20 protein-coding genes are annotated in these 24,678 nt (G+C 69.6%); 7 read left to right on the top strand and 13 right to left on the bottom strand.

Annotated elements, in window-relative coordinates; genetic code table 11:
* Positions 1–82 precede the first annotated feature (82 nt).
* The 3 genes from fusA to rpsL all read right to left on the bottom strand — a co-directional run bounded on the left by fusA (position 83) and on the right by rpsL (position 3,187).
* Entirely contained in the window at positions 83–2,224 is a 2,142-nt protein-coding gene (gene fusA, locus LR948_RS08480) for an elongation factor G (protein WP_232753560.1), read from the bottom strand.
* A gap of 27 nt (positions 2,225–2,251) precedes the next feature.
* The gene (rpsG, locus tag LR948_RS08475) at positions 2,252–2,722 is read right to left on the bottom strand and encodes a 30S ribosomal protein S7 (RefSeq protein WP_232753559.1); all 471 of its coding nucleotides are present in this window, start codon (positions 2,720–2,722) and stop codon (positions 2,252–2,254) included.
* Between the two features lie 93 nt (positions 2,723–2,815).
* Positions 2,816–3,187: a 30S ribosomal protein S12 gene (gene rpsL / locus LR948_RS08470; RefSeq protein WP_085855220.1), complete on the bottom strand. Its 372-nt coding sequence runs from the start codon at positions 3,185–3,187 to the stop codon at positions 2,816–2,818.
* 870 nt (positions 3,188–4,057) lie between these two features.
* Here rpsL and LR948_RS08465 point away from each other — a divergent pair.
* Entirely contained in the window at positions 4,058–4,864 is an 807-nt protein-coding gene (locus LR948_RS08465; protein ID WP_232753558.1) for a glycosyltransferase, read from the top strand.
* 788 nt (positions 4,865–5,652) lie between these two features.
* On the opposite strand, the gene LR948_RS08460 is transcribed toward LR948_RS08465, so the two are convergent.
* A complete protein-coding gene (locus LR948_RS08460; RefSeq protein ID WP_232753557.1) occupies positions 5,653–6,552 on the bottom strand; it encodes a DMT family transporter in 900 nt (299 codons plus the stop codon).
* A gap of 117 nt (positions 6,553–6,669) precedes the next feature.
* On the opposite strand from LR948_RS08460, the gene parE reads away from it, so the two are divergent.
* Together parE and LR948_RS08450 are read left to right on the top strand one after the other, a co-directional pair.
* A complete protein-coding gene (gene parE / locus LR948_RS08455; protein WP_232753556.1) occupies positions 6,670–8,628 on the top strand; it encodes a DNA topoisomerase IV subunit B in 1,959 nt (652 codons plus the stop codon).
* A 737-nt stretch (positions 8,629–9,365) separates the two neighbouring features.
* Positions 9,366–10,049, top strand: coding sequence for a hypothetical protein (locus LR948_RS08450; protein WP_232753555.1), 684 nt, complete (start codon positions 9,366–9,368; stop codon positions 10,047–10,049).
* A gap of 92 nt (positions 10,050–10,141) precedes the next feature.
* On the opposite strand, the gene LR948_RS08445 is transcribed toward LR948_RS08450, so the two are convergent.
* Genes LR948_RS08445 through LR948_RS08430 form a run of 4 tightly spaced genes read right to left on the bottom strand, consistent with a single transcriptional unit; the run spans position 10,142 to position 12,583 of the window.
* Entirely contained in the window at positions 10,142–10,621 is a 480-nt protein-coding gene (locus tag LR948_RS08445) for a DUF6505 family protein (RefSeq protein ID WP_232753554.1), read from the bottom strand.
* Positions 10,618–11,325, bottom strand: a complete 708-nt coding sequence (locus LR948_RS08440; protein WP_232753553.1) for a biotin/lipoate--protein ligase family protein — start codon at positions 11,323–11,325, stop codon at positions 10,618–10,620. Before LR948_RS08440 ends, LR948_RS08445 begins: the two co-directional genes overlap by 4 nt.
* Positions 11,322–12,386 carry an Mrp/NBP35 family ATP-binding protein gene (locus LR948_RS08435; protein WP_232753552.1) on the bottom strand — a complete coding sequence of 355 codons (1,065 nt, stop codon included), beginning with the start codon at positions 12,384–12,386 and terminating at the stop codon, positions 11,322–11,324. Before LR948_RS08435 ends, LR948_RS08440 begins: the two co-directional genes overlap by 4 nt.
* 8 nt (positions 12,387–12,394) lie before the next feature.
* Positions 12,395–12,583, bottom strand: coding sequence for a DUF6494 family protein (locus LR948_RS08430; protein WP_232753551.1), 189 nt, complete (start codon positions 12,581–12,583; stop codon positions 12,395–12,397).
* Between the two features lie 88 nt (positions 12,584–12,671).
* Between LR948_RS08430 and LR948_RS08425 the strand changes: the two genes are divergently transcribed.
* Entirely contained in the window at positions 12,672–13,463 is a 792-nt protein-coding gene (locus tag LR948_RS08425; protein ID WP_232753550.1) for a hypothetical protein, read from the top strand.
* Positions 13,464–13,832: 369 nt separating this feature from the next.
* On the opposite strand, the gene LR948_RS08420 is transcribed toward LR948_RS08425, so the two are convergent.
* Positions 13,833–14,654, bottom strand: a complete 822-nt coding sequence (locus tag LR948_RS08420; RefSeq protein WP_232753549.1) for a TIGR00282 family metallophosphoesterase — start codon at positions 14,652–14,654, stop codon at positions 13,833–13,835.
* Positions 14,655–14,805: 151 nt separating this feature from the next.
* Here LR948_RS08420 and cobT point away from each other — a divergent pair, with 151 nt between their 5' ends.
* The 3 genes from cobT (at position 14,806) to LR948_RS08405 (ending at position 18,989) form a co-directional block, all read left to right on the top strand.
* Positions 14,806–16,683, top strand: coding sequence for a cobaltochelatase subunit CobT (cobT, locus tag LR948_RS08415; RefSeq protein ID WP_232753548.1), 1,878 nt, complete (start codon positions 14,806–14,808; stop codon positions 16,681–16,683).
* 88 nt (positions 16,684–16,771) lie between these two features.
* A complete protein-coding gene (locus LR948_RS08410; RefSeq protein WP_232753547.1) occupies positions 16,772–18,562 on the top strand; it encodes an aminopeptidase P family protein in 1,791 nt (596 codons plus the stop codon).
* Between the two features lie 82 nt (positions 18,563–18,644).
* Positions 18,645–18,989, top strand: a complete 345-nt coding sequence (locus LR948_RS08405) for a DUF427 domain-containing protein (RefSeq protein WP_232753546.1) — start codon at positions 18,645–18,647, stop codon at positions 18,987–18,989.
* 233 nt (positions 18,990–19,222) lie between these two features.
* Here the strand turns inward: LR948_RS08405 and LR948_RS08400 are convergent, their stop codons facing one another.
* From LR948_RS08400 to lpxC, 4 genes are all read right to left on the bottom strand, one after another.
* Positions 19,223–20,905 (bottom strand): chloride channel protein, encoded by a 1,683-nt coding sequence (locus LR948_RS08400; RefSeq protein ID WP_370634917.1) that lies wholly within the window; start codon positions 20,903–20,905, stop codon positions 19,223–19,225.
* A gap of 121 nt (positions 20,906–21,026) precedes the next feature.
* Positions 21,027–22,673 (bottom strand): DNA repair protein RecN, encoded by a 1,647-nt coding sequence (gene recN / locus LR948_RS08395; protein WP_232753545.1) that lies wholly within the window; start codon positions 22,671–22,673, stop codon positions 21,027–21,029.
* Positions 22,674–22,703: 30 nt separating this feature from the next.
* Positions 22,704–23,582 (bottom strand): outer membrane protein assembly factor BamD, encoded by an 879-nt coding sequence (locus LR948_RS08390; protein ID WP_370634916.1) that lies wholly within the window; start codon positions 23,580–23,582, stop codon positions 22,704–22,706.
* 122 nt (positions 23,583–23,704) lie between these two features.
* Positions 23,705–24,625 carry a UDP-3-O-acyl-N-acetylglucosamine deacetylase gene (gene lpxC / locus LR948_RS08385; RefSeq protein WP_232753543.1) on the bottom strand — a complete coding sequence of 307 codons (921 nt, stop codon included), beginning with the start codon at positions 24,623–24,625 and terminating at the stop codon, positions 23,705–23,707.
* Positions 24,626–24,678 lie beyond the last annotated feature (53 nt).

Here is a 24,678-nt window from a genome sequence, read left to right as displayed (position 1 = left end):
GATGGCCTCCTTGTCTCTGGCGGTGCGCGCGGGCGCGCGCCCTACGGGGGGGTAGGGTGCGTGGTCTCCCACGCACCGCTGCTTATGCGTATTTCGACTGGATCTCTTCCGAGATGTTCTGCGGAACCGGATCGTAATGATCGAACTGCATCGTGAACTGCGCGCGGCCCGAGGACATCGAGCGCAGGTTGTTGATGTAGCCGAACATGTTGGCCAGCGGCACCTGGGCGTGGATCGCCACGGCGTTGCCGCGCGGCTCCTGGCCGGTCACCTGCCCCCGGCGGGAGGTCAGGTCACCGATGATCGACCCGGTGTATTCCTCGGGACCAACCACCTCGACCTTCATCATCGGCTCGAGCAGCTGCGCGCCGGCCTTGCGGAGGCCTTCACGCATGCACATCCGGCTGGCGATCTCGAAGGCGAGAACGCTGGAGTCCACGTCGTGGTACTTGCCGTCGACCAGCGCGACCTTGAAGTCGATCACCGGGAAGCCCGCGAGCGGACCGGAGTCCATCACCGACTTGATGCCCTTCTCGACGCCGGGGATGAATTCCTTCGGCACCGAGCCGCCGACGATGCGGGACTCGAAGGAGTAGCCTTCGCCCGGCTCGGTCGGGGTGATCTCGAGCTGCACCTCGCCGAACTGGCCGGAGCCGCCCGACTGCTTCTTGTGCGTGTAGGTATGGGTGATCTGCTGCGAGATGGTCTCGCGGTAGGCCACCTGAGGCGCACCGATGTTGGCCTCGACCTTGAACTCGCGCTTCAGCCGGTCGACCAGGATGTCGAGGTGAAGTTCGCCCATGCCCTTCATGATGGTCTGGCCGCTCTCGATGTCGGTCTCGACCTTGAAGGAGGGGTCCTCCGCCGCCAGGCGCTGCAGGCCCGCCGACATCTTTTCCTGGTCCGCCTTGGTCTTCGGCTCGACCGCGATCTCGATCACCGGGTCGGGGAAGGTCATGGTTTCCAGGACGACCTGCTTCTGCGCGTCGCAGAGCGTGTCACCGGTGGTGGTGTCCTTCAGACCCGCCAGCGCGATGATGTCGCCGGAGCCGGCCCAATCGATCTCCTCGCGGGAGTTCGAGTGCATCATCATCATCCGGCCGATGCGCTCTTTCTTGCCCTTCGTGGAGTTCATCACGGTGCCGCCCTTTTCCAGGAGGCCCGAGTAGATCCGGGTGAAGGTCAGCGAGCCGACGAAGGGGTCGTTCATGATCTTGAACGCCAGGCCCGAGAACGGCTGGTCGTCACCGGGCTTGCGCTCGATGTTGCGGGTCTCGGTCTCGTCGTCCGGCGAGAAGCCCATGTAGGGCGGCACGTCGAGCGGACCGGGCAGGTAGTCGATGACCGCGTTCAGGAGCGGCTGGACACCCTTGTTCTTGAAGGCGGAGCCCGCGAGGACCGGCACGAAGGAAAGCGACAGCGTGCCCTTGCGGATCAGCGACCGCAGGGTCGGCAGATCGGGCTCTTCGCCTTCCAGGTACTTCTCCATCGCGTCGTCGTCCATCTCGACGGCGTTCTCGATGAGCTCGGCGCGCATTTCCTCGGCCTTGGGGCGCAGATCGTCGCGGATGTCCTGGATCACCCAGCTCGCGCCGAGGTCCTCACCCTTCCAGACCCATTCCTTCATGGTCACGAGGTCGACGATGCCCTCGAGCTTGTCTTCCGCCCCGATCGGCATCTGGATCGGCACCGGGTTCGCACCGGTCCGGTCCTTGATCATCTTGACGCAGTTCCAGAAGTCCGCGCCGAGCTTGTCCATCTTGTTGACGAAGACGATGCGGGGAACGTGGTAGCGGTCGGCCTGGCGCCAGACGGTCTCGGTCTGGGGCTCGACGCCGGCGTTGGCGTCCAGCACGCAGATCGCGCCGTCGAGGACGGCGAGCGAACGCTCGACCTCGATGGTGAAGTCGACGTGGCCGGGGGTGTCGATGATGTTGAAGCGGAACTTGGCTTCCTGCGGGGTGTCACCGTAGATGCCGGTCGGATTCTCGCCATCCTCGGTGCGGAACCAGAAGGTGGTGGTCGCCGCCGAGGTGATGGTGATCCCGCGTTCCTGCTCCTGCTCCATCCAGTCCATGGTGGCGGCGCCGTCGTGGACTTCGCCGATCTTGTGGGACTTGCCGGTGTAGAACAGGACGCGCTCGGTGCAGGTGGTCTTGCCTGCATCGATATGCGCCATGATCCCGAAGTTCCGGTAGCGGTCGAGGGAGTATTCGCGTGCCATGAAGCGTGTCCTCAGGCTAAAGAGTAATTACCAGCGGTAATGGCTGAACGCCTTGTTGGCGTCGGCCATCTTGTGGGTGTCTTCGCGCTTCTTCACCGCGGAACCGCGCGACTGCACGGCATCCAGAAGCTCGCCGGCGAGGCGCTCTTCCATGGTGTTCTCGTTGCGCGAGCGCGAGGCGGTGATCAGCCAGCGGATCGCCAGGGCTTCACGGCGCTCGGGGCGCACCTCGACGGGCACCTGGTAGGTCGCGCCGCCAACCCGGCGGGAGCGAACCTCGACGGAGGGCTTGATGTTGTCCAGCGCCTCGTGGAAGACCTCGACGGGCGCCCGCTTGATCTTCGTCTCGACGCGGTCGAGCGCGTTGTAGACGATGCCCTCGGCGACGGACTTCTTGCCGTCGACCATCAGGTTGTTCATGAACTTGGTCAGCACCCGGTCGCCATACTTGGCGTCGGGCAGGATCTCGCGCTTCTCTGCAGAGTGACGACGGGACATGTTCTTCTCTTTCCTATTGTCATCCTCGGGCCGGACCCGAGGATCTCAATCCAGTGAGATCCCCGATATTCTCGGGGATGACGCCCGAGGGCGTTACTTCGGACGCTTGGCGCCGTACTTGGAGCGGCGCTGCTTGCGGTCCTTGACGCCCTGGGTGTCGAGCACGCCGCGCAGGATGTGGTAGCGGACACCGGGAAGGTCCTTCACACGGCCGCCACGGATCAGCACAACCGAGTGCTCCTGGAGGTTGTGGCTCTCGCCCGGAATGTAGCTGATCACCTCGTAGCCGTTGGTCAGGCGCACCTTGGCCACCTTCCGCATGGCCGAGTTCGGCTTCTTCGGCGTGGTAGTGTAGACGCGCGTGCACACGCCCCGCTTCTGCGGGCATTGCTCGAGATGCAGCGACTTCGAGCGCTTGACTTTGGGCTGCCGCGGCTTGCGGATCAGCTGCTGGATCGTTGGCATTCCGGTTTCCCCGTATAGCTCACATCATCTGCGACGGGCCGCGGCCCAACGCATCGGTTCCTAAGTCTGTTGGCGCCTCGCGCGTCCGCGAGATCACCGGTGTCTTCTCCGCTTGCGCCCCGCAGCGCCCCGGGTCGGGGCACCGCCATCTCCGGCCTTCTCTGCGCCCGGCCACGCCGACGCAAAAAGCCGCATCCGTTCCCCGTTCCGGGAACGACGCGGGAGACACCAGAGGATCGGGGCGCGTGGCCCGGATCATGACCGCTTCGGTTCTGTATGTCGGACCGGCCAGCAAGCTGGGTCCGGTCAGGATGGGCGGCGTATATGGGGAGTCGCCCGGCTTGTCAACAGCCTGCCCCGGGCGGCTTTGCGGCGGTTGCGGTCTGGCGCCGGAGGCCAGTTCGGGGCCTTTTCGCGCAGGGCTCTGCGGCGGGTCGGGTGTATCCGGTTCGGGGGCCGGGCCCAAGGGGGGAGTTGGCGGGAGGAAGGGTCTCGGCGCAGGGGTCTTGTCGATGCCCTGTTGCCCGCCGACTCAGCCCTCTGTGTGAGCGGCTGGACCTGGTGCCGTGAAGGCTGGGAACCAGCCTCCCGACTTGCTCTCCCGGCTGACGTCCCCAGCCATGTTCTCCGCAATCTGTCACGCTCGACTCTCTACGGCCACTCTCTCACGCCCCTCCTCTTTCTATGCTCACCCTCTTAGGCCCACCCCGCTTCTCTCCAAGCGCGCCTTCACTCCCTACCCGTGCCGCGCGGCCACGCTTCTCGCCGCGCCCGCCGCACGCCACTTGTCCGCCCCAAGTCCCGCTGGCACCGTCCGGCCTGCGGGCCCGCGTGACCCGCGCCAAGCGCGGCGAGGGAGCCCGGGTGCCAATGCAAGTGATCGGCTTCTGCCGCTTCTCCTACCCCGCCGAGGGCGGTTTCCAGGTCGAGCACCAGAGCCTCGCCGAGCGCCGCGCCTATCTCTACGCGCCGGAGCGGCTCGAGGAACGGCTGCGGCTCTTCGAGGCCCTCTGCCTGCCCGGCCTCAAGGCCCAGAGCGATCCCGATTTCACCTTCCTCATCCTGATCGGCGACAGCCTGCCCGATGCCGCCCGCGCCCGGCTCGAGGCGATGACCGCCGACATGCCCCAGGCGCGCATCGTCGCCCGGCCGCCCGGCCCGCACCGCCAGGTCTGCCAGGAGGTCATCAACGCCGAGCGCCGCCCCGGCGAAGCCTGCCTCCAGTTCCGCCATGACGACGACGACGCGGTCGCGGTGGATTTCGTCGCCCGCCTGCGCCGCGCCGCCGAGGATTGCGCGCCGCTTCTGGCCGCGCATCGGCTGGTGGGCTTCGACTGGAACCGCGGCTGGCTGGTGCGCGCCGATGGTGAGGGCCTCCGGGCCGAGCGCGTGCAGCAGCCTTACTGGGGCGTCGCCCAGGCCGTCGCCGCCCAGCCCGGCGTGCGCCAGACGGTGATGAACTTCGGGCACCAGCGGCTGAACCTCTTCATGCCGACGCTGACCTTCTCCGAGCCGCCGATGTATCTGCGCGGGCACAACGGCTTCAACGACAGCCGCCAGAAGCGGCACGTGAAGCCCCACCCCCTGCCCCCGCTCGACGCCGAGGGTGCCGCGGAGCTGCGCTCGCGCTTCGCGGTGGAGGAGCGCGCGGTGCGGGCGGTGTTTCGCGGGGGGTGAGGGGGGTGGTCGTCGGGTGAGAGGGCGGTCGGCGGGTGGCTGGCCAGACGTCCTTCCCCATCGCCCCAACAGAGAACCCGCGCCAATCCCCTCCCTCACAACACATCCCACCAGAGGGCGCGCGCCGGACCGGGGGCCGGCGCTGCCGACCTCTGAGCGGCGCACTTAATCCCAACAAGGTCAGGACTGGCTGTGAGCTATGCGCTTCGCCCAAAGGAGCGCCGGCCCAAGGGGCCGGTCCGGCGCGCGCCCGGCACCTTCGGTGCTGTTCGGGCGCAAGGAGGTGCAACGCTTTGCAAGGCCGGGGAAAAGACCACGCCCGGGTTGCGCTTCACCTGGAAGATGAGGGCGGGCGGCTGGAAGCGGGCGGAACACCTGCACCGACACCCAACCTCTCAAAACAGACCATGCCCGCTCAAAGCCCGCGCAATAGAGGGCGCGCGCCGGACCGGGGGCCGGCGCTGCTGACCTCTGAGCGGGACGCTTTATCCCAACAAGGTCAGGACTAGAGGTGAGCTATGCGCTTCGCCCCAAGGAGCGCCGGCCCATCGGGCCGGTCCGGCGCGCGCCCGGCACCTTCGGTGCTATTCGGGCGCAAGGGAGTGCGGCGCCACGGCTGGTGTGGGAAAAGGTGGTTTGGGTTGGAGAGGCGATAGTGGTCACGGTTGGGTTCTTGGAGGTTTGCCGTGCCCGACCCTGCCCTGTCTGGCGCCTCCCCAATGCGAGCCACCAACCCCAAGCAACACACCATCTTTAGGAAAAGCCCTCTCTCCCCTCAGGAATAGCCCCTACCCCCGCCCCTTCACCTTCCGCTCGCGGCGCAGGGTGAAGACACCCGCGCCGACGACCAGCGCGGCGCCTGCGAGCGTCAGGGGCTCGGGCCAATCGCCGAAGACCAGGAACCCCAGCGCCAGCGCCCAGAGCAGCCCGGTGAAGCGGAAGGGCGCCACGGCGCTCACGTCGCCCACCCGCATCACAATGACCGACAAAAGATACCCGGCGCTGACGAAGCCCGCCGAGCCGAGGATCATCCCCGCCGAGGCGGGCGTCAGCGGCGCCCAGCCTTGCACCAGGCTCAGCCCGGCGGCAAAGAGCGTCACCGCCCCCGCCGCCGCCAGCGTCACCAGAAGCGAGGGCACCTCCCGGCTCATCCGCCGGGTCACCAGGTCGCGCAGGGTCACGCAGGCCACCGCCACCAGCACGTAGACCGAGGCGGCGGTGAAATCCGCCGTGCCCGGCCGCACGATCAGGAGCATACCCAGAAAGCCCACGCCGATCGCCGCCCAGCGGCGCCAGCCGACCTCCTCGCCGAGAAAGAGCGCCGCGCCGAGCGTCACGGTCAGCGGCAGGGTCTGCAGGATCGCGGTCACATTGGCGAGCGGCAGCGCCAGAAGCGCGGTCAGGAAGAAGAAGGCCGCGCCGATCTCGGCGAGCGACCGCAGCGCCACCAGCCCCGCGTCGCGCGCCGGAATCCGCCTGAGCGCCTTGAACCGCCGCGCCAGCAGATAGACCGCCACCAGCACCAGGAGCCCGCGCAGCATCAGGATCTGGCCCAAGGGAAGCGTCGCCCCGGCGGCCTTCACGAAGGTGTCGTTGATGGTGAAGGCCGCCATGGAGGCCACCATCAAGCCCGCGCCGCGCGCGTTCTCCGCCGCATCCGTCCCGGGCCTGTCCGCTGCATTTGCCATGGCCAAGCGCTAGCACCGCCCGGGGCAAAGCGCCAGATATGGCGATGCTTGCCCTGCCCGGCCCCAGATGGTCTAATCCGAGGCCAACCCAACCCAGAGAATCCGGGACCGAGCAGAATGGCCGAAGACCTCCTCGACGGGCATGAGCCCTCCGATTACGACGCCGCTTCCATCGAGGTGCTCGAGGGCCTCGAGCCCGTGCGCAAGCGGCCGGGCATGTATATCGGCGGCACCGACGAGCGGGCGCTGCACCACATGGTCGCCGAGGTGCTCGACAACTCTATGGACGAGGCCGTGGCGGGCCACGCCAACCGCATCGAGGTGGAGCTGCTCGAGGACGGCGGCTGCCGGATCCGCGACAACGGCCGCGGCATCCCGATCGATCCGCATCCGAAGTTCCCCGGCAAATCCGCGCTCGAGGTGATCCTCTGCACGCTGCACGCCGGCGGCAAGTTCTCGGGCAAGGCCTATGAGACCTCGGGCGGGTTGCACGGGGTCGGCGCCTCGGTGGTCAACGCGCTCTCGGACAGCATGGTCGTCGAGGTCGCCCGCAACCGCGAGCTCTACGTCCAGCGCTTCTCGCGCGGCAAGCCGCTCGGCCCGGTCGAGAAGGCCGGCCAGGCGCCGAACCGCCGCGGCACCACGGTGACCTTCCACGCCGATGCCGAGATCTTCGGCCACCACCAGCTCAAGCCCGCGCGGCTTTTCAAGATGGTGCGCTCCAAGGCCTATCTCTTCTCGGGCGTCGAGATCCGCTGGAAAAGCGCCGTGGACGACGGCGAGACCCCGACCGAGGCCAGCTTCCACTTCCCCGGCGGCCTCTCGGACTACCTGATCGAGACCCTGGGCGGCGCCTCGACCTATGCCGCGCAGCCCTTCTCGGGCACGGTGGACTTCCGCGAGCGTTTCGACCGGCCCGGCAAGGTGGAATGGGCGATCAACTGGACGCCCTCGCGCGACGGCTTCCTGCAGAGCTACTGCAACACCGTGCCGACCCCCGAGGGCGGCACCCACGAGGCCGGCTTCTGGGCGGCGATCCTCAAGGGCATCCGCGCCTACGGCGATCTGGCGGGCAACAAGAAGGCCCAGCAGATCACCCGCGAGGACCTGACCACCGGCGGCTGCGCGCTGGTCTCCTGCTTCATCCGCGAGCCCGAGTTCGTCGGCCAGACCAAGGACCGGCTGGCCACCACCGAGGCCGCCAAGCTGGTCGAAGGCGCGGTGCGCGACCGTTTCGACAACTGGCTGGCCTCGGACACCAAGTCCGCGGGCGCGATCCTCGACTTCCTGGTGCTGCGCGCCGAAGAGCGGATGCGCCGCAAGAAGGAGAAGGAGACCCAGCGCAAGTCGGCCACCAAGAAGCTGCGCCTGCCGGGCAAGCTGACCGACTGCACCTCGAAGAACCGCGAGGGCACCGAGCTGTTCATCGTCGAGGGCGACTCGGCCGGCGGCTCGGCCAAGGGCGCGCGCTTCCGCGAGACCCAGGCGCTCCTGCCGCTCAAGGGCAAGATCCTGAACGTCCTGGGCGCGGCCTCCTCGAAGCTCGGCTCCAATGCCGAGATCAACGACCTCTGCGAGGCCCTGGGCGTCGGGCTCGGATCGAAGTTCCGGATCGACGATCTGCGCTACGACCGGATCATCATCATGACCGACGCCGATGTCGACGGGGCGCATATCGCCTCGCTTCTGATGACCTTCTTCTTCAGCCAGATGCGGCCGCTGATCGACCAGGGGCATCTCTACCTCGCCTGCCCGCCGCTCTACCGGCTGACGCAGGGGCCGAAGCGGCTTTACGTGGCCGATGACGCCGAGAAGGACCACTGGATGGAGAAGGGCCTCGGCGGCAAGGGCAAGATCGACGTGCAGCGTTTCAAGGGTCTGGGCGAGATGGACGCCAAGGACCTCAAGGAGACCACCATGGACCCCGCGACGCGCAAGCTGATCCGGGTGACCATCGACGAGGACGAGCCCGGCGAGACCGGCGACCTGGTGGAACGGCTGATGGGCAAGAAGCCCGAGCTGCGGTTCCAGTATATCCAGGAGAACGCGCGCTTCGTGGAAGAGCTGGACGTGTGAGGTAGAGGGGGCGGCTGCTTTTGGTGGCTGCCTGTTCTCCGGCCCGGGGGTGATGCGGGGCTCCGGCGATGCGCGCGAGCGCGGGTCGCTTCCGCGCTCAACGCCTGTCCCGTTTCGGGTCGGGCTTCCCCTTCCGAGAGCCCGCACTCAGCAAGCCAACCAGCGCCCGGGGCTGCACGCATAGCCGCGGCCCTCGCGCCCAATACCCCCCTCTCATCCTCCGAGGGCCAGCGCCGGACCGGCGGGCTGGCGCAGCCACGGAGGAATTGCGCGCTTTATCCCGCAACCTCATCGCTCGGCCCGTGCCGCGCGTGACAGAGCAAAGCGCCAGACCGATCGGGCCGGTCCGGCGCTGGCCCGGCACCTTCGGTGCTGTTCGGGCCGTGGGCAGCACGATGGTGTCTCTGCTCCGAGCTGAGTGCGTGAGTCGCCCGGCCTCCCGAGGCAGGCGTCGGGATCCCGGATTTAGGCGCGACGTTCCGGCGAGAGGCAGCGGGTTGCGCATGTGTCGAACCACCTTCCGAGCGTGACGCTCCGCGCTCAGTGTTTCGGGCGGACGGCTTCGCACGATTGCCGCCAAGCATCAGCGCAAGGCACCAACCGCCGAACAACCAGCACACACCCCCGCGCCCAACACACACGCAACACCCGCCACCAACCGCCCCCCACCAGCGCCCCCGCGCCGCTCGCCGCTTCCCCCTCTTGCGGCGCCGCGCGCTTTGCGCTTCGCTCCTGGCATGCGCCTCTTGCTCCTTGCCGCCCTGATCCTCACCGCCGCCTGCGGCCGCCCGCTGACCCCGCGCGAGACGGCGGTCGCCGCGGCGCTCTCGGGGGGCACCATCGACCCCGGCCCGGTGCGTTTCCACGAGGGCCACCCCTTCGCCTCCTACAGCTACACCCGCCCGATCCGGCCGCGGCTGACCTGCCAGGAGCGGCTCTTCCCGCCCTCCCGCGGCGAGACGGTGGAGCTCTCCCCGGGCGCCATCGCGCTCTTCCAGCGGGTGCTCTGGCGCGAGGATCTCTACCGCGAGGATTTCTTCGCCGAGATGCCCGAGGTCATCGACCTCTATTCCGCCATGCTCTTTGCCCATGAGATGACCCATGTCTGGCAATGGCAGCAGCGCAAGGTGACCGGCTACCACCCCTTCCGCGCCGCCGCCGAGCACCAGCGGAGCGAAGATCCCTATCTCTTCGATCCCGACAGCACCGGGGTCTTCGCGGACTACGGCTACGAGCAGCAGGGCTCGCTGGTCGAGGAATACGTCTGCTGCCAGGTGCTCGATCCCGAGGCCCCGCGCACCGCGCGGCTCAAGGCGACGATCGAGGGGGCGATGGACCTCTCGGGGCTCGAGGCGCTGCTGCAGGCGCGCAACGTCCGCATCCCCTGGTCGGGGGCGGAGGTGGAGAACATCTGCCGCTGAAAGGCGGGCTGGCGCGGGCCTGACCCAGACTGCAGCGGATTCGGCCAAGCCGACCCGCCCCAATTAGACCCAAGGCTCAGCGCCCCGGACCCTCAGTCGTCGAGACTGCCGTGCACCGCGAAGGCCTCAAGCTCGGCCTCGGGCGCCTCGATCACCCGGTAAGCCTCGCGCACGCCCGCGTCCGACAGCTCCCGCGCCACGGTCAGGATGGTGTTCGGCGCGAAGTCGTCGCACATCGACATCATCTCGGCGATCTCGCCCTCGGCGACCTCGCGCGCGGCGGCCTCGGAAGGAGCGCCGTAGATCTGCATGAAATGCCCCGCCAGCGCCTCGACCAGCCGGGCGCGTTCCTCGGGTTCGATCCGGGTCACGGCGACGAAGGTCACCCGCCCGAAGGTCTCGAGCCCGAGCCAGCCGTTGGCGAAGGCCTGCCGGGCCTTGCCCTCGAGGTCGGCCTCGCCCCAGTTGGAGAACTCGAAGCCGCCCGAAATGCACCATTCGCCCGTCCGGGCCGGGCTGTGGAAGACCCGTGTGTCGCTCTCGTCGAAATGGATCGCCCGCGCGAGGTTCATTCCCCGTCCTCCAGAAGCATGTGCAGGGCCAGGCCCTCGGTGGTGCCGCCGGTCTTCAGAAGCGCCCCGAGCCCCTCGTCGAGGCCGAGGAAATGCCCCCGCCGGCCGGCCAGTTCGGTCTCCTCGCCAAGCTGCCAGACAAGGCCCGCGTAGTCGCGGTGCAAGGCCTTCAGCCCGTCGGTCTCCCAGTCGTGCAGCCAGTGCAGCAGGTGCCGCGTCCAGCTTTCAAGCAGCGGCAGCGGCGTCAGCTCGCCGCAGCCCTCGGCATAAAGCGCGGTCTCGCCGGGGCGGAGCCCGCCGTCATCCTCGGGCGCCTCGAAGCGCAGCTCGAGCCCGATGACCAGCCAGTCCGGCACCGCGTCCTCGGGCCCCGGCGCCGCGGCGGCGCGGAGCCGCCCGGCCCGGCCGCCGTTGACCAGCACCGCACCGTCCCAGCCCAGATGCAGCGCCACCTCGGGCGGCGCCACCGAGCCCAGGGCGTTCTGCAGCGCCACGCCGGCGAGCGGCAGCATGACCGCGGCCTCACGGCGCGGCACCTCGGGGGCGAAGACCAGGGCGGCCTGCAGATCCGCGCCCAGCGGATCATAGAGAACCAGCCCCGGCTCGGCCCCGGCCCGTGCCGCCGCGCAGGCTTCCGCGTAGGGCCGCCCGCCGGGCAGCGCCTGCCCGCGCAGAAGCGGCGGGAAGCCCGGCGCGGCGCTCATGCCTGGCCGTCGGCCACGAGCCTCCGCGCCATGTCGCGGAAGGCCCGCGCCTCGGCGCTCTCGGGCTTGGAGACCACGATCGGCGCACCGCCGTCCGAGGCGGTGCGGATGTCGAGATGCAGCGGGATCTCGCCCAGGAGCGGCGCGCCCAGGGCCTCGGCCTCCTGCACCACGCCGCCATGGCCGAAGATGTGCTCCTCGTGGCCGCAGTTCGAGCAGACATGGGTCGACATGTTCTCGATCATGCCGATCAGCGGCACCTTGAGCTGGCGGAACATGTCGATGCCCTTGCGCGCATCGAGCAGTGCGACGTCCTGCGGCGTCGAGACAACGATGGCCCCGTCCACGGCGAACTTCTGCGCCAGGGTCATCTGCACGTCGCCGGTGCCCGGCGGCAGGTCGACGATCAGCACGTCGAGCGCGCCCCATTGCACCTGGTTCATCATCTGCTGCAGCGCGCCCATGAGCATCGGCCCGCGCCAGGCCACGGCCTGGCCCTCGTTGGTCATCAGCCCGATCGACATCATCGTCACGCCGAAGTTGCGCAAGGGCAGAATGGTCTTGCCGTCCGGGCTCGCCGGGCGGCCCGAGACCCCGAGCATGCGCGGCTGCGAGGGCCCGTAGACATCGGCGTCCAGCAGCCCGACGCGGCGGCCTTCGGCGGCCAGCGCGCAGGCCAGGTTGGCCGAGACGGTGGATTTGCCGACGCCGCCCTTGCCCGAGGCCACGGCGACGATCCGGTCGATGCCCTCGACCCGCTGCGGCCCCTGCGGCTTGGGCTTGCCGGCGCCCTTGAGATCCGGCGGCGGCTTCGGCGCGCTATGCGCCGTCATCACCACCGAGACCTGTTCGGCCCCTTCGAGCGCCTTCACGGCGCCTTCGGCGGCCTCGCGCACCGGCTTGTAGGCCTCGCCCTTGTCCGCCGGCACCTCGAGCACGAAGCGCACGGCTCCGCCCTCGACGTTCAGCGCCTTGATCCGGCCCTGGCCGACCAGGTCACCGCCGGCCGGGTCCTCGACATCCTTCAGTGCGGTCAATACCGCGTCGCGTGTAAGCGCCACTTCTGCGTCTACCCCTTGATGGTTCCGGTCACGACATGTTCGAGGTCAAGTCCCTCGACGGTCAGCACCACCTTCGCCTCGAAGCTCTGGCCCTCGACCCCGCCCTGCGCGGCGACCGCGTCCTCGATCGCCTTCTGCGAGGTGACGCCCACCTGCTTGAGGAACTTCCGCATCGACATGTTCAGGTCTTCGTTCATCGGCTCGTCCTCCTCCTCAGGCCGTTGACCTCTGTAGGATAGGCCCACTAGCCTTGCAAGCCAGAGCCCGCGAAGAGGAGCGCGCGCGATGATCAGACCGGCCCTCGCCACGGCCCCCCTGCTGCTCGCGCTCGGCGCCCCGGGCCTCGGGCTCGCGCCCGCCCCGGCCCATGCTGAAGGCACCGCCCCGGCGCCCGACAAGGCCTTCTCGCTCGCCCTGCCCGCGGATCTGGCCGAGAGCGGCCTGCCCGACCACCTGCTGCCACGCTTCTCGCTGAAGACCGCGACGCGGATCACCCGCCAGCCCGGCACGGCCGAGGGTGCCGACGCGCGCTTCACCCGCGAGGGGACCGCGCTTTTCACCGGGCCCGGCGGGCCCTGGGCGCTGGTCCTCGCCGCGCCCGAGGATCCCGACGCCCGGGCCTTCGCCGACTGGCTGGCCTCCGAGGCCGGCCGCGCCACGATCGCGGGCTATGCGCCCGAGGGCCGCGCCGCCTTCACCCCAGGCGCGCCGCAACGGCAGGCCAAGGCCGCGCCCGAGCTTGCGGGCGAAGCGACGCGCGGCGCCAAGCGGGCGCTGGCGCTCTGCGGGCGCTGCCATGTCGTCGGCGAGGTCAACCGCATGAAGGCCATCGGCTCGACGCCCTCCTTCGCGATGCTGCGCACCCTGCCCGACTGGGCCCGCCGCTTCCGAAGCTTCTTCGCGCTGGCGCCGCATCCCGCCTTCACCCAGGTCGCCGAGGTCACCCCGCCCTTCGACCCCGCGCGCCCCTCGCCGATCGCGCCGCTGGAGATGACGTTGACCGACATCGAGGACATCCTCGCCTTCGTCGCCGCCCTGCCGCCCGCCGACCTTGGCGCCCCCGTGCAGTCGCGCTGAGCGGGCCGCCCCGGCGGCACTGCGCGACCTCTCGGACCTGCCCCACCCCGCGCAGCGCATCAAGCCGCGCGCCACGCCGACGCCTGCGCCCATGCCGTCACCGTCGAGCACGCCCCGCGCTCCCAGCGGCGCGCCCCCCCTCAACCAACCGCACACCCCACGCAGATCACCGGGAACGAAGCGCAACCGACAGCCCACCTCTCATCCCACGTCCAACGCCGCCCGCGAGGCGCAACCCCACTTCCGGCCTGACCGGGCTGAAAATACTCCGAGAGCCCGAGAGCAGAGCTCTCGGAGGCGCCGACCGGGCTCGATGCCCGGGAGGCGCCTGCCCCCGGCAAAAGGGGACAGACCAACGAAAAAAGAAACTCAGCCCGCCACGGGCCCCGCGGGGGCGAGCCGGCCGCCCTGGCGCACCATCTCGATGCGGGTGGCCTTGCCGCTGCGGTCGTCGGTCTCGACGTAGACGCCCGAAAGCGTCGCCTCCCCGCGCGAGGGCTGGAAGCGGCCCTTGGACATGCCGGTCACAAAGCGGCGGAGCGGCTCGGATTTCTCCATGCCGATCACCGAATCGTAATCCCCGCACATGCCCGCGTCGGTCAGATAGGCCGTGCCGCCCGGCAGGATCTGCGCGTCGCCGGTGGGCACATGGGTGTGGGTGCCGACCACCAGGCTCGCCTTGCCGTCGCAGAAATGGCCCATGGCCATCTTCTCCGAGGTCGCCTCGCAATGCATGTCGACCAGCACCGCCTGGGCTTGGCCGCCCATGGGATGGGTCTTGAGCACCCGCTCCATGTGGCTGAAGGGGTCGTCGAAGGGCCGCTTCATGAAGACCTGGCCCAGGACCTGCACCACCAGCACCTTGCGCCCGCGGCGGTCCTCGAAGATGCGGAACCCGCGGCCCGGCGCCGATTTGGCGTAGTTCACGGGCCGGATGATGCGGGTCTCCTCTTCGCAGTATTGCAGCATGTCCTTCTGGTCGAAGGCATGATCGCCCAGCGTCACGCAGTCCGCGCCTGCCTCGAAGAGGAGCTTGGCATGGGCCACGCTGAGGCCCGCCCCGTTGGAGGCGTTCTCGCCGTTGACCACGACGAAATCGAGTTTCCAGTCGGCCCGGAGGCGCGGCAGCTGTTCGGTCACGGCGGCGCGCCCGGCGCGGCCCATGACGTCGCCTAGAAAGAGAAGTCGCATCACCGAAGCACCTATACCCGGAAATCTGGCTTGAATAGGCCAAATGCGCGGAAGAGGCGCGCTTGCGCCGGGCGCGGGGCGGCTTACTTCTATAGAGTGCGGGGCGCGCCCGCGCCCTTGCCTTTCAGCGCCACTGAGAACACAAAGCCCCATGAGCAAGAGTTCCGACAACCCGGCCGATCCCTTCAAGAAGGCGCTTGCCGAAGCGACCAAGGTCATGGCGCATGACGCCGAGCTGCAGGTCAGCTACAGCGTCGATCCTTCGGGCGTCTCGGGCGACCAGATGCGGCTGCCGCAGGTCTCGCGCCGGATGAGCCGGGACGAGGTCATGCTGGCGCGCGGCACCGCCGACGCGCTGGCGCTGCACCGCCGCTACCACGATGCCGGAACCCATGCCCGCTACGCCCCCCAGGGCGACATGGCGCGCGAGATCTACGAGGCGATGGAAACCGCCCGCTGCGAGGCCATGGGCGCCCGCGACATGCCGGGCACCGCGGTCAACATCGACACCAAGATCGGCCATGACGCCGGCCGCAAGGGCTATGCCGAGGTCCGCGAGGCCGCCGATGTGCCCCTGCCCCAGGCGCTGAACTACCTGGTGCGACACCTGGCCACCGGCCGCGACCTGCCGCCGGCGGCGCAGAACGTCATGGAGCTCTGGCGCGGCCATATCGAGGACAAGGCCGGCGACACCCTTGAGAACCTCGGCGAGAAGCTCGCCGACCAGTCCGAGTTCTCGCGTTTCACCCGCCGGATGATCACCGACCTGGGCTATGGCGACCAGCTCGGCGACGACCCCGACGATCAGGACGAGGACTCCGAGGACCAGGCCGAGGACAGCTCGGATGACAGCGAGGAAGAGCAGCAGGACGGGGACCAGGACGACGGCGAAGAGGACGACGAGGCCGCCCCCGAGCAGAGCCAGGAGCAGACCCAGGACGCCAGCCAGGCGCAGGTCTCGATGGACGACCAGGCCGACCAGGACCAGGCCGAAGAGATCGAAATGCCCGAGGGCGAGGCCCCGCTCGAGCCCCCGGCGCCGCCGCCGGCCTCCGAGGCCGATCCGCATTACCGCGTCTATTCCTCGACCCACGACGAGGAGATCCGCGCCGAGGAGCTGGCCGAACCGGCCGAGCTCGAGCGCCTGCGCGCCTATCTCGACCAGCAGCTCGACCCGCTCAAGGGCGCGGTCTCGCGGCTGGCCAACAAGCTGCAGCGCCGGCTCCAGGCCAAGCAGAACCGCTCCTGGGAGTTCGACCGCGAGGAAGGCATCCTCGACGCCGGGCGGCTGGCGCGGGTGGTGGCCAACCCGACGACGCCGCTGAGCTTCAAGGTCGAGAAGGACATGGAGTTCCGCGACACCGTGGTGACGCTGCTGCTCGACAACTCGGGCTCGATGCGCGGGCGGCCGATCTCCATCGCGGCGATCTGCGCCGACGTGCTGGCGCGCACGCTCGAACGCTGCGACGTCAAGGTCGAGATCCTGGGCTTCACCACCCGCGCCTGGAAGGGCGGCCAGAGCCGCGAGGACTGGCTGAACTCGGGCCGCGAGCAGCAGCCCGGGCGCCTCAACGACCTGCGCCACATCATCTACAAGGGCGCCGACGCCCCCTGGCGGCGGGCACGGGCGAACCTCGGGCTGATGATGAAAGAGGGCCTCCTGAAGGAGAACATCGACGGCGAGGCGCTGGAATGGTCGCACCGCCGGCTGGCCGGCCGGCCCGAGCAACGCAAGATCCTCATGGTGATCTCCGACGGTGCGCCGGTGGACGATTCGACGCTCTCGGTGAACCCGGCGAACTACCTCGAGAAGCACCTGCGCGACGTCATCGCCATGGTCGAGCGCAAGCGCCAGGTGGAGCTTCTCGCCATCGGCATCGGCCACGACGTGACCCGCTACTACGACCGCGCGGTGACGATCACCGATGTCGAACAGCTCGCCGGCGCGATGACCGAGCAGCTGGCCTCGCTCTTCGACAGCGATCCGCGCGCGCGGGCCCGGGTGATGGGCATCCGCCGCGCCTCCTGATCCATTCCCAACCTGCGGGCGGTCCGGGCTCCGGGCCGCCCGCAGGCGTTCCGACCCCTCCCCGCAGACCGACGTTCCCCGAGGTTTCATGCCCGACACCCAGTTCCAGAGCTTTGCCGACAGCACCTGCCCCGATCAGGGGCCGCCGCGCCTTAAGGCCCTGCGTGCCGCCATGGGTGAGGCCGGGCTCGACGCCTTCCACGTCCCCCGCGCCGATGCCTACCAGGGCGAATACGTCGCCCCGCGCGACGACCGGCTGGCCTGGCTGACGGGGTTCACCGGCTCGGCGGGTCATTGCGTGGTGCTGGCCGAGAAGGCCGGGGTCTTCGTCGACGGGCGCTACCGGGTGCAGGTCCGCGACCAGGTCGCCGAGGTCTTCACCCCGGTCGACTGGCCCGAGACCACGCTGGCGGCCTGGATCGCCGCCGAGGCGCCCAAGGGCGCGCGGATCGGCATCGACCCCTGGCTTCTGACGCTGGACCAGGCGCGCGACCTCGAGGAGAAGCTGCCCGAGGCGGAGCTGGTGCGCAGCGCCAACCTGGTCGACGCGATCTGGGAGGATCAGCCCGAGCCGCCGCTTGGCCGGGTGACCCGGCAGCCCGAAGAGCTGGCGGGCGAGGCCGCCGCCGCCAAGATCGCGCGGCTGGCCAAGGGCCTCGCCCCCGCCGCGCACGCCGTGCTGACCCAGCCCGACAGCATCGCCTGGCTTCTGAACATCCGCGGCAGCGACATCCCCCGGAACCCGATCCCGCATGCCACGGCGATCCTCGAAGCCTCGGGGCGGCTGCGCCTCTTCATCGCGCCCGAGAAGCTCGAGGGGCTCGAGACCCCGCTCGAGGCCGATCTGGCCCGGCCCGAGGATTTCCTGCCCGCGCTCGCCGAACTGGCGGGTCCGGTGCTGATCGACCCGGCGAGCTGCCCGCTGGCGGTGGGTGATGCGCTGTCGGAGGCCGGGATCGAGATCACCGAGGGCAAGGACCCCTGCCTCCTGCCCAAGGCGCTGAAGAACGAGACCGAGATCGCCGGGGCCCGCGCCGCGCATCAGCGCGACGCCCTGGCCATGTGCCGCTTCCTCGCCTGGCTCGACGCCCAGGCGCCGGGCAGCCTGACCGAGATCGCCGCCGCGCAAGAGCTCGAGGCCTTCCGGCGCGAGACCGGCGCGCTGCGCGACATCTCCTTCGAGACCATCTCGGGCGCCGGCGCCCATGGGGCGGTGGTGCATTACCGGGTGACCGAAAGCACCGATGCGGCCCTGAACGAGGGCGAGCTCTACCTGGTCGATTCAGGCGGCCAATACGCCGACGGCACCACCGACATCACCCGCACGCTGGCCATCGGCACGCCCGGCGAGGAGGAGCGGCAGAACTTCACCCGCGTCCTCAAGGGGCTGATCGCGGTCTCGCGTCTGCGCTGGCCCAAGGGCATGGCGGGGCGCGACCTCGACCCCTTCGCGCGGCATGCGCTCTGGCAGGCGGGGCTCGATTTCGGCCATGGCACGGGCCATGGCGTCGGCTCTTATCTCTGCGTGCACGAGGGCCCGCAGCGGCTCTCGAAGACCGGCAATGTGCCGCTCGAGCCGGGCATGATTCTCTCCAACGAACCGGGCTTCTATCGTGAAGGGGCCTATGGTATCCGTCTGGAAAACCTCGTCGTGGTGCACAAGGCCGAGGCGCTGCCCGGCCAGACGGTCGAGACGATGCTCTCCTTCGAGACGCTGACCTATGTCCCGATCGACCGACGGCTTATCGTGGCCGAGATGCTGACCGCAGAAGAGCGCGACTGGCTGGATGCCTATCACGCCACCTGCCGCGCGCGCCTCGCGCCCGAGCTCGAGGGTGCGGCGGCGGACTGGCTGGAGGCGGCGACCGCGCCGCTCTGAGGCGGGGCCCGCGCGCGACGACGGGGCTGTTACATCGCTGTTGTCCTGGTCTGTCAGGACAGGGCGCCAAAGGGAGATTGGCATGAGCAAGGATATCGCGATCCGCCCCGCCGAGGGCACCTGGGTTGTGCGCGCAGGCGGCGCTGTCTTGGGGGAAAGCGCCAATGCGCTGGAGCTGAGCGAAGAGGGCCATCCCTTCGTCATCTATTTCCCCCGCAAGGACATCGGCATGGCCTTCCTGGACCGCACCGATACCACGACGACCTGCCCCAAGAAGGGCACGGCGAACTATTATTCGATCATGTCGAAGTCGAAGACCTACGAAGACGCGGTCTGGACCTACGAGGACCCCAAGGAGGGTGTGGCCGAGATCAAGGACCACCTCGCCTTCCACGTCCAGGACGGGGTGACGGTCGAGCAGCTCTGAACGGGCTGGGCCGGACGGCCTATGGAATTGAGTGAACCGCCGCGGGGGCCTCGCGGCGGTTTTTCTTTGGGCGGGTGCCGAGGGAGGCGCGGCATGGGCTTTGGCAGCGGGACGGAGTTGGGCGCGCGGTTTTGGCCGGTCACTGCGCGGGTGTCAGACCTGCGGTTGCGGCGGGGCCACGGGAACCCTGTCCACGCCGCCAAGCGGCCCAACCCGGCGGCCCCCCTGCCCCCCTAGCTGTGCTCCTCCGCCGCCGTCGCGGCCAGCGCCTTGTTGTAGGCCTTCAGCGCGTCGACGTGGAACAGCGCGCCCTGCAGGATCGGCGCGTCGCTCTCGGGGTCGCGGCGGATCACCGGCAGGAAGGCGACGCCGGACTTCTCGAAGAGCGGCATGGCCGTCTCCAGCGTCGAGCTGGCGTTCACGAAAAGCTCCTGCTCGATCATCGCGTGGCAGCTCTCCTCGTCGGCGGCGCTGAGGTCGGTGGGTTTGCGCATCACCCCCGAGACCCCGAACATCGCCAGGAGGTAAGCCTGCGGCCCGGCGGCCAGGTGCACGTTGCGCCGCTCGAGCTGGCTGAGGAAGAAGGACCGGTCGACCAGCCGCGCCGCCACCGCCGTGGACATCGAGACCGAGACCATCACCGCCAGCCCGGTCTGCCAGTCGCCGGTCAGCTCGAAGACGATCAGCGTGGTCGAGATCGGCGCGCCCAACACCGCCGCGGCGACCGCCCCCATGCCCGCCAGCGCGTAGAGCGTCGAAGAGCCCGACTGGTTCGGGAACATCCCCGTGGCAATCAGCCCGAAGGCCAGCCCGGTCAGCGCCCCGATCATCAGCGAGGGCGAGAAGACCCCGCCGCCCATGCGCCCGGCCATGGTGATCGCCAGCGCCGCCACCTTGAGGACGGCGAAGACGATGGCCTCATGGGTCAGAAGGTTCCCGGTCAGCGCCAGCGAAGTCGTCTCGTAGCCGACCCCGATGATATGCGGATAGAAGATCGCGAGCCCGCCCAGAAGCACCCCCGCCACCGCCGGGCGCAGAAAATGCGGCAGGCCCAGCCGCCGCTGCAGCCCGGTGCCGAGGTCGTCGGCGGCGAAGATCGCCTTCATGGTGACCACCGCGATCAGCCCGCAAAGGAGCCCCAGGATCAGGAAGGCGGGCAGTTCGAGGTAGAACTCCACCGTGGTGGTGCCCGGCAGGCGGAACTCGGTCACATCGCCGAAGGCCAGCCGGTTGATCACCGTGCCCGCCGCGCTCGCCACCACGATCGGCGCGAAGGCATGCAGCGCGAAGTGGCGCAGCACCACCTCCAGCGCGAAAAGCGCCCCGGCGATGGGCGCGTTGAAGCTGGCCGAGACGGCGGCGGCCACGGCGCAGCCCAGCAGGTCGCGCCCGGTGATCCCGTCGACCCGCAGGAGGTTCGAGACCCAGCTCGCGATCATCGCGGCGATATGCACCACCGGCCCTTCGCGGCCCGAGGAGCCGCCCGAGGAGAGCGTGATCCAGGAACAGAGCGCCGAGGCGATGCCGGCCTTCTTCTCGACCCGTCCGTCGTTCAGCGCCGCGCCCTCGATCACGTCGGCGACGCTGCGCACGCGCCCGTCGGGGGTGAAGAAATGCACGATCAGCCCGACGGTGACCCCGCCCAGGACCGGGATCGCCAGCACCCAGTACCAGGGCAGCGTCTCGGCGAAACTGGCCAGGAGGTTCGGGTCCTCGGTGCCGTAGAGCCGGGTCTGCAGCCATTCGATGCCGATGCGGAAGATCAGCGCCGCGAAACCCGAGGCGATGCCGATGGCCAGCGCGATGAACCAGAACTGCACCTGGCCGGGGCCGCGGTGCCGCAAAAGGTCCCAGCCCTCTCCGCACTTGGCGGTGAAAGCCTGGACGTTCATGCGCATGAGGCTGTTCTCGGCCATCTCCCTCCCCGAACTCGCCCGAGTTCTTAAGGAGTTACGTCCCGAGGGTAAAGTGCCGGCCCGGCCCCGGGCAAGAGTGGCCCCGCGGCTTGGCGGGCGGCTGTCACCGAAGCGCCGCGCCCTAGCCCTGCAGAAGCGCCCGGGCCGCCGCGCGGGCCTCCTGCGTGACCGTGTCGCCGGCGAGCATCCGGGCGATCTCGTCCTCGCGGTCCTCGGCGCCGAGCGGCGCCACGGTCGAGGTGGTGACCTCACCGTCGACCCGCTTGGCGACCTGCCAGTGATGCGCGCCAAGGGCCGCGACCTGCGGGCTGTGGGTCACGACCAGCACCTGCCCGCCCTCGGCCAGGGCCTTGAGGCGGCGGCCGACCGCATCGGCGGTGGCCCCGCCGACGCCGCGGTCGATCTCGTCGAAGATCATCGTGCGGGCGGCCTCGCCTTCGGCCAGGCAGACCTTCAGCGCCAGCAGGAAGCGCGACAGCTCGCCCCCCGAGGCGATCTTGTTCAGGGGCCCCGCCGGGGCGCCGGGGTTGGTCGCCACGGTGAAGGCCACGGCGTCGATGCCCTCGGGGCCGGGCTCGGCCTCGGTGATCTGGGTCTCGAAGACCGCGCGCTCCATCTTCAGGGGCGCGAGCTCGGCGCTGACCGCGGCATCGAGCGCCTTGGCGCCGCTGCGGCGGATCTCCGAGAGGTCCTCGGCGGCGCGGGCATAGTCCTTGAGCGCGGTCTTCTGCGCGGCGCGCAGGCTCTCGACGTCCTCGGCGCCCCGGTCGAGCCGCGCCAGGCGGCTCCGCAGTTCCTCGCCGAGGTCGGGCAGCACGTCGGGGGCGACCTGGTGCTTGCGCGCCAGGGCCCGGATCGCGAAGAGCCGCTCCTCGGTCGCCTCCAGCTCGTGCGGGTCGAAGCTCAGCCCCTCGAGGCAGCTTTCCACGCCCGAGACCGCCTCGCCCAGCTCCACCATGGCGCGTTCCAGCGCGGCGACCGGGGCCTCGACCGCGCCCTCGGCCTTGTCGGCGGCGCCTTCGAGCCAGCGCAGCGCGTCGCTCATCGAGCCCTCGGCGCCCTCGGAAAGCACCTGGTAGGCGCGGGCGATGTCCTCGCGGATCTTCTCGGCGGCCTGCATGCGCCGCCGCTCGGTGTCGAGCCGGTCCTCTTCGCCGGGTTCGGGCGACAGGCCGTCGATCTCCTCGACCGCGTGGCGCAGGAAGTCCTCCTCGGCGCGGACCTCGGCCAGCTCCGCCTCGGCGCGGGTCAGCGCCTTCTCGGCGGCGGCCTTGGCGCGCCAGGCGGCGCGGGTGGCGGCAAGCGCCGCCTCGGTGTCGGCATAGGCGTCCAAAAGCTGGCGGTGCCCGCGCGGGTTCAGAAGACCGCGGTCGTCATGCTGGCCGTGCAGCTCGACCAGCGTGTCCGAGAGCCGCCGCAGCACCTCGCCCGAGGCGCGGCGGTCGTTGACCCAGGCGGTCTTGCGGCCGTCGCGGGTGTTCACCCGGCGCAGGATCAGCGCATCCTCGATCGGCAGCCCGGCCTCCTCCAGGATCTCGCGGGCGGCATGGCCCGGCGGCAGCGCGAACTCGGCCACCACCTCGCCCTGGTCGGCGCCCGAGCGCACCAGCTCGGCCCGGCCGCGCCAGCCCAGCACGAAGCCAAGCGCATCCAGCAGAATCGACTTGCCCGCCCCGGTCTCGCCGGTCAGCACGTTCAGCCCCGGCTGGAAGGCAAGATCCAGCCGGTCGATGATCAACATGTCCCTGATTTCAAGCGCGCGCAGCATGGGAACGCTTATCGGTCAGCCCCGCGTGTGTTACAACCACTCGCCCTTGACCGTCTGGCGATAGATGCGCGCAAGCCAGCTGTCGCCGCGGGGGCGCAGTTCGAGCCCCTGCCCGGTCAGCAGCGCGAAGCTGTCCTCATACCATTCGGTCGAGCGGTAGTTGTGCCCCAGGATCGCGCCGGCGGTCTGCGCCTCGTCGGTCAACCCGAGCGACAGATAAGCCTCGACCAGGCGGTGCAGCGCCTCGGGCGTATGGGTGGTGGTCTGGAAATCCTCGACCACGACGCGGAAGCGGTTCACCGCGGCGGCGTAGTGCTGGCGCTTGAGGTAGTAGCGCCCGATCTCCATTTCTTTGGCCGCCAGGTGGTCGAAGGCCAGGTCGAACTTCAGGATCGAGGAGCGTGCGTATTCGCTCTCGGGGTAGCGTTCGATCACCGTGCGCAGGCTTTGCAGCGCCTGGAAGGTCAGCCCCTGGTCGCGGCCCACGTCCTCGATCTGGTCGTAATAGCTGAGCGCCAGGAGATACTGTGCATAGGCCGCGTCGTCATCGAGCGGGTAGAAGTCGATGTAGCGCTGCGCGGCGGAGCGCGAGTTCTCGTAATCGCGGTCTTGGTGGAAGGCGAAGGCCTGCATGATCAGCGCCCGCTTGGCGAGATCGGAATAGGGGTAGAGCCGCTCGACCTCGGCGAAATAGGTCGCCGCGTCGTCGGGGCGGTTGCGGTCGAGCTCGAACTCGCCGCGCTCGAAGATCTGATCGGCCGAAAAGTTCTCGAGCGGCTGGCCGCCGGGGCCGAGCCCCGCTTCCGCGCCGCCGCCGCCGGTCAGGTTTCCAAGCGCGCCGCAGCCCGACAGCGCCAGCGCCAGACAACCTGCAGCGAATGCCGATTTCATGGATGCGCCCCTTGCCATGCCCGATGTCCCTCGCCGGTCCGACCGGGCAATCCGGCCCGGTTCACACCGGGTCGTAGCACAGAAAATTCCGGTGCAAAACGCCTTAGCGCGATTTCGCGGAGGGCCGTCGTCACGCCGGTTCACGCGACCGCGGGAACCTCGTCGAGGACCACACCCGCGCCGGGCAGAGCCGCCCGGCGGCTGCTGTCGCAGGTGATCATGCGGAAGGCGCCATCGGTGGTGAAGAGCGCCTCGAGCAGCATGTTGGTCATCGAGTGACCGGCGCGCATGCCGGTGTAATGCCCCAGCACCGGCGCGCCCGCGAGCGCGAGGTCGCCGAGCGCGTCGAGCATCTTGTGGCGCACCGCCTCGTCGGCATGGCGCAGCCCGCCCGGCGAGAGCACGCGGTCGCCCTCGACCACCACGGCGTTCTCGTAGGTGCCGCCGAGGGCGAGGCCCTGGGCCTGCATGGCCTCCACGTCGCGCTGGCGGCAGAAGGTGCGGCTGTCGCAAAGCTCGCGCACGAAGGCGCCGTTGGCCAGCGTCATGCGCTTGGACTGCACGCCGATCGCCGCGTCGTCGAAGTCGATCGAGAAGGACATCGAGGGCAGCCGCGCGGGCTCGAGCCGGGCCCAGCCGGAGCCGGTGTCGACGCTGACGGGCTTCAGCACCTCGATGGCGCGCACCGGGGCGTTCAGCATCCGCAGGCCGCGTTCGAGGATGCCCTTCACGAAGGGCGCGGCGCTGCCGTCGAGGATCGGCACTTCGGGGCCGTCGATCTCGATCAGGGCGTTGTGCACGCCGGTGCCGGCCAGTGCGGCCATGACATGCTCGATGGTCGAGACCGAGACGCCGGCGGCATTCACGATCCGGGTGCAAAGCGGCGTCCGCTCGGCGGCGTTCCAGAGGGCCGGGATCAGGTTGTCGCCGATGGCGATGTCGACGCGCTTGAACCAGATGCCATGCTCGGCCACCGCGGGGCGCACGGTCATGCGGGCGGGCCGGCCGGAATGCAGGCCGTGACCTTCGAATGTGACCGGTGCCTTGAGCGTCGTCTGCACGGTGTGACCCCTTTCGTCGCGCCTCGACGGGCGCACTTCTTGCGTTGTCTCGG

It is taken from the genome of Roseivivax sp. GX 12232, from assembly GCF_021272185.1.
Classification (GTDB): Bacteria; Pseudomonadota; Alphaproteobacteria; order Rhodobacterales; family Rhodobacteraceae; genus Roseivivax.
Note: the sequence above shows the minus strand (reverse complement) of the source record. Positions and strands in the feature narration are given on the sequence as shown.

Coding starts and splice junctions, on each gene's coding strand:
- LR948_RS08400 (WP_370634917.1), bottom strand. CDS start 20,905: ATGGCCGAGAACAGCCTCATGCGCATGAACGTCCAGGCTTTCACCGCC.
- LR948_RS08450 (WP_232753555.1), top strand. CDS start 9,366: ATGCGCCTCTTGCTCCTTGCCGCCCTGATCCTCACCGCCGCCTGCGGC.
- cobT (WP_232753548.1), top strand. CDS start 14,806: ATGAGCAAGAGTTCCGACAACCCGGCCGATCCCTTCAAGAAGGCGCTT.
- LR948_RS08410 (WP_232753547.1), top strand. CDS start 16,772: ATGCCCGACACCCAGTTCCAGAGCTTTGCCGACAGCACCTGCCCCGAT.
- rpsG (WP_232753559.1), bottom strand. CDS start 2,722: ATGTCCCGTCGTCACTCTGCAGAGAAGCGCGAGATCCTGCCCGACGCC.
- LR948_RS08440 (WP_232753553.1), bottom strand. CDS start 11,325: ATGAGCGCCGCGCCGGGCTTCCCGCCGCTTCTGCGCGGGCAGGCGCTG.
- LR948_RS08425 (WP_232753550.1), top strand. CDS start 12,672: ATGATCAGACCGGCCCTCGCCACGGCCCCCCTGCTGCTCGCGCTCGGC.
- rpsL (WP_085855220.1), bottom strand. CDS start 3,187: ATGCCAACGATCCAGCAGCTGATCCGCAAGCCGCGGCAGCCCAAAGTC.
- LR948_RS08390 (WP_370634916.1), bottom strand. CDS start 23,582: ATGGCAAGGGGCGCATCCATGAAATCGGCATTCGCTGCAGGTTGTCTG.
- recN (WP_232753545.1), bottom strand. CDS start 22,673: ATGCTGCGCGCGCTTGAAATCAGGGACATGTTGATCATCGACCGGCTG.
- fusA (WP_232753560.1), bottom strand. CDS start 2,224: ATGGCACGCGAATACTCCCTCGACCGCTACCGGAACTTCGGGATCATG.
- LR948_RS08465 (WP_232753558.1), top strand. CDS start 4,058: ATGCAAGTGATCGGCTTCTGCCGCTTCTCCTACCCCGCCGAGGGCGGT.
- LR948_RS08460 (WP_232753557.1), bottom strand. CDS start 6,552: ATGGCAAATGCAGCGGACAGGCCCGGGACGGATGCGGCGGAGAACGCG.
- LR948_RS08430 (WP_232753551.1), bottom strand. CDS start 12,583: ATGAACGAAGACCTGAACATGTCGATGCGGAAGTTCCTCAAGCAGGTG.
- LR948_RS08445 (WP_232753554.1), bottom strand. CDS start 10,621: ATGAACCTCGCGCGGGCGATCCATTTCGACGAGAGCGACACACGGGTC.
- LR948_RS08420 (WP_232753549.1), bottom strand. CDS start 14,654: ATGCGACTTCTCTTTCTAGGCGACGTCATGGGCCGCGCCGGGCGCGCC.
- LR948_RS08405 (WP_232753546.1), top strand. CDS start 18,645: ATGAGCAAGGATATCGCGATCCGCCCCGCCGAGGGCACCTGGGTTGTG.
- parE (WP_232753556.1), top strand. CDS start 6,670: ATGGCCGAAGACCTCCTCGACGGGCATGAGCCCTCCGATTACGACGCC.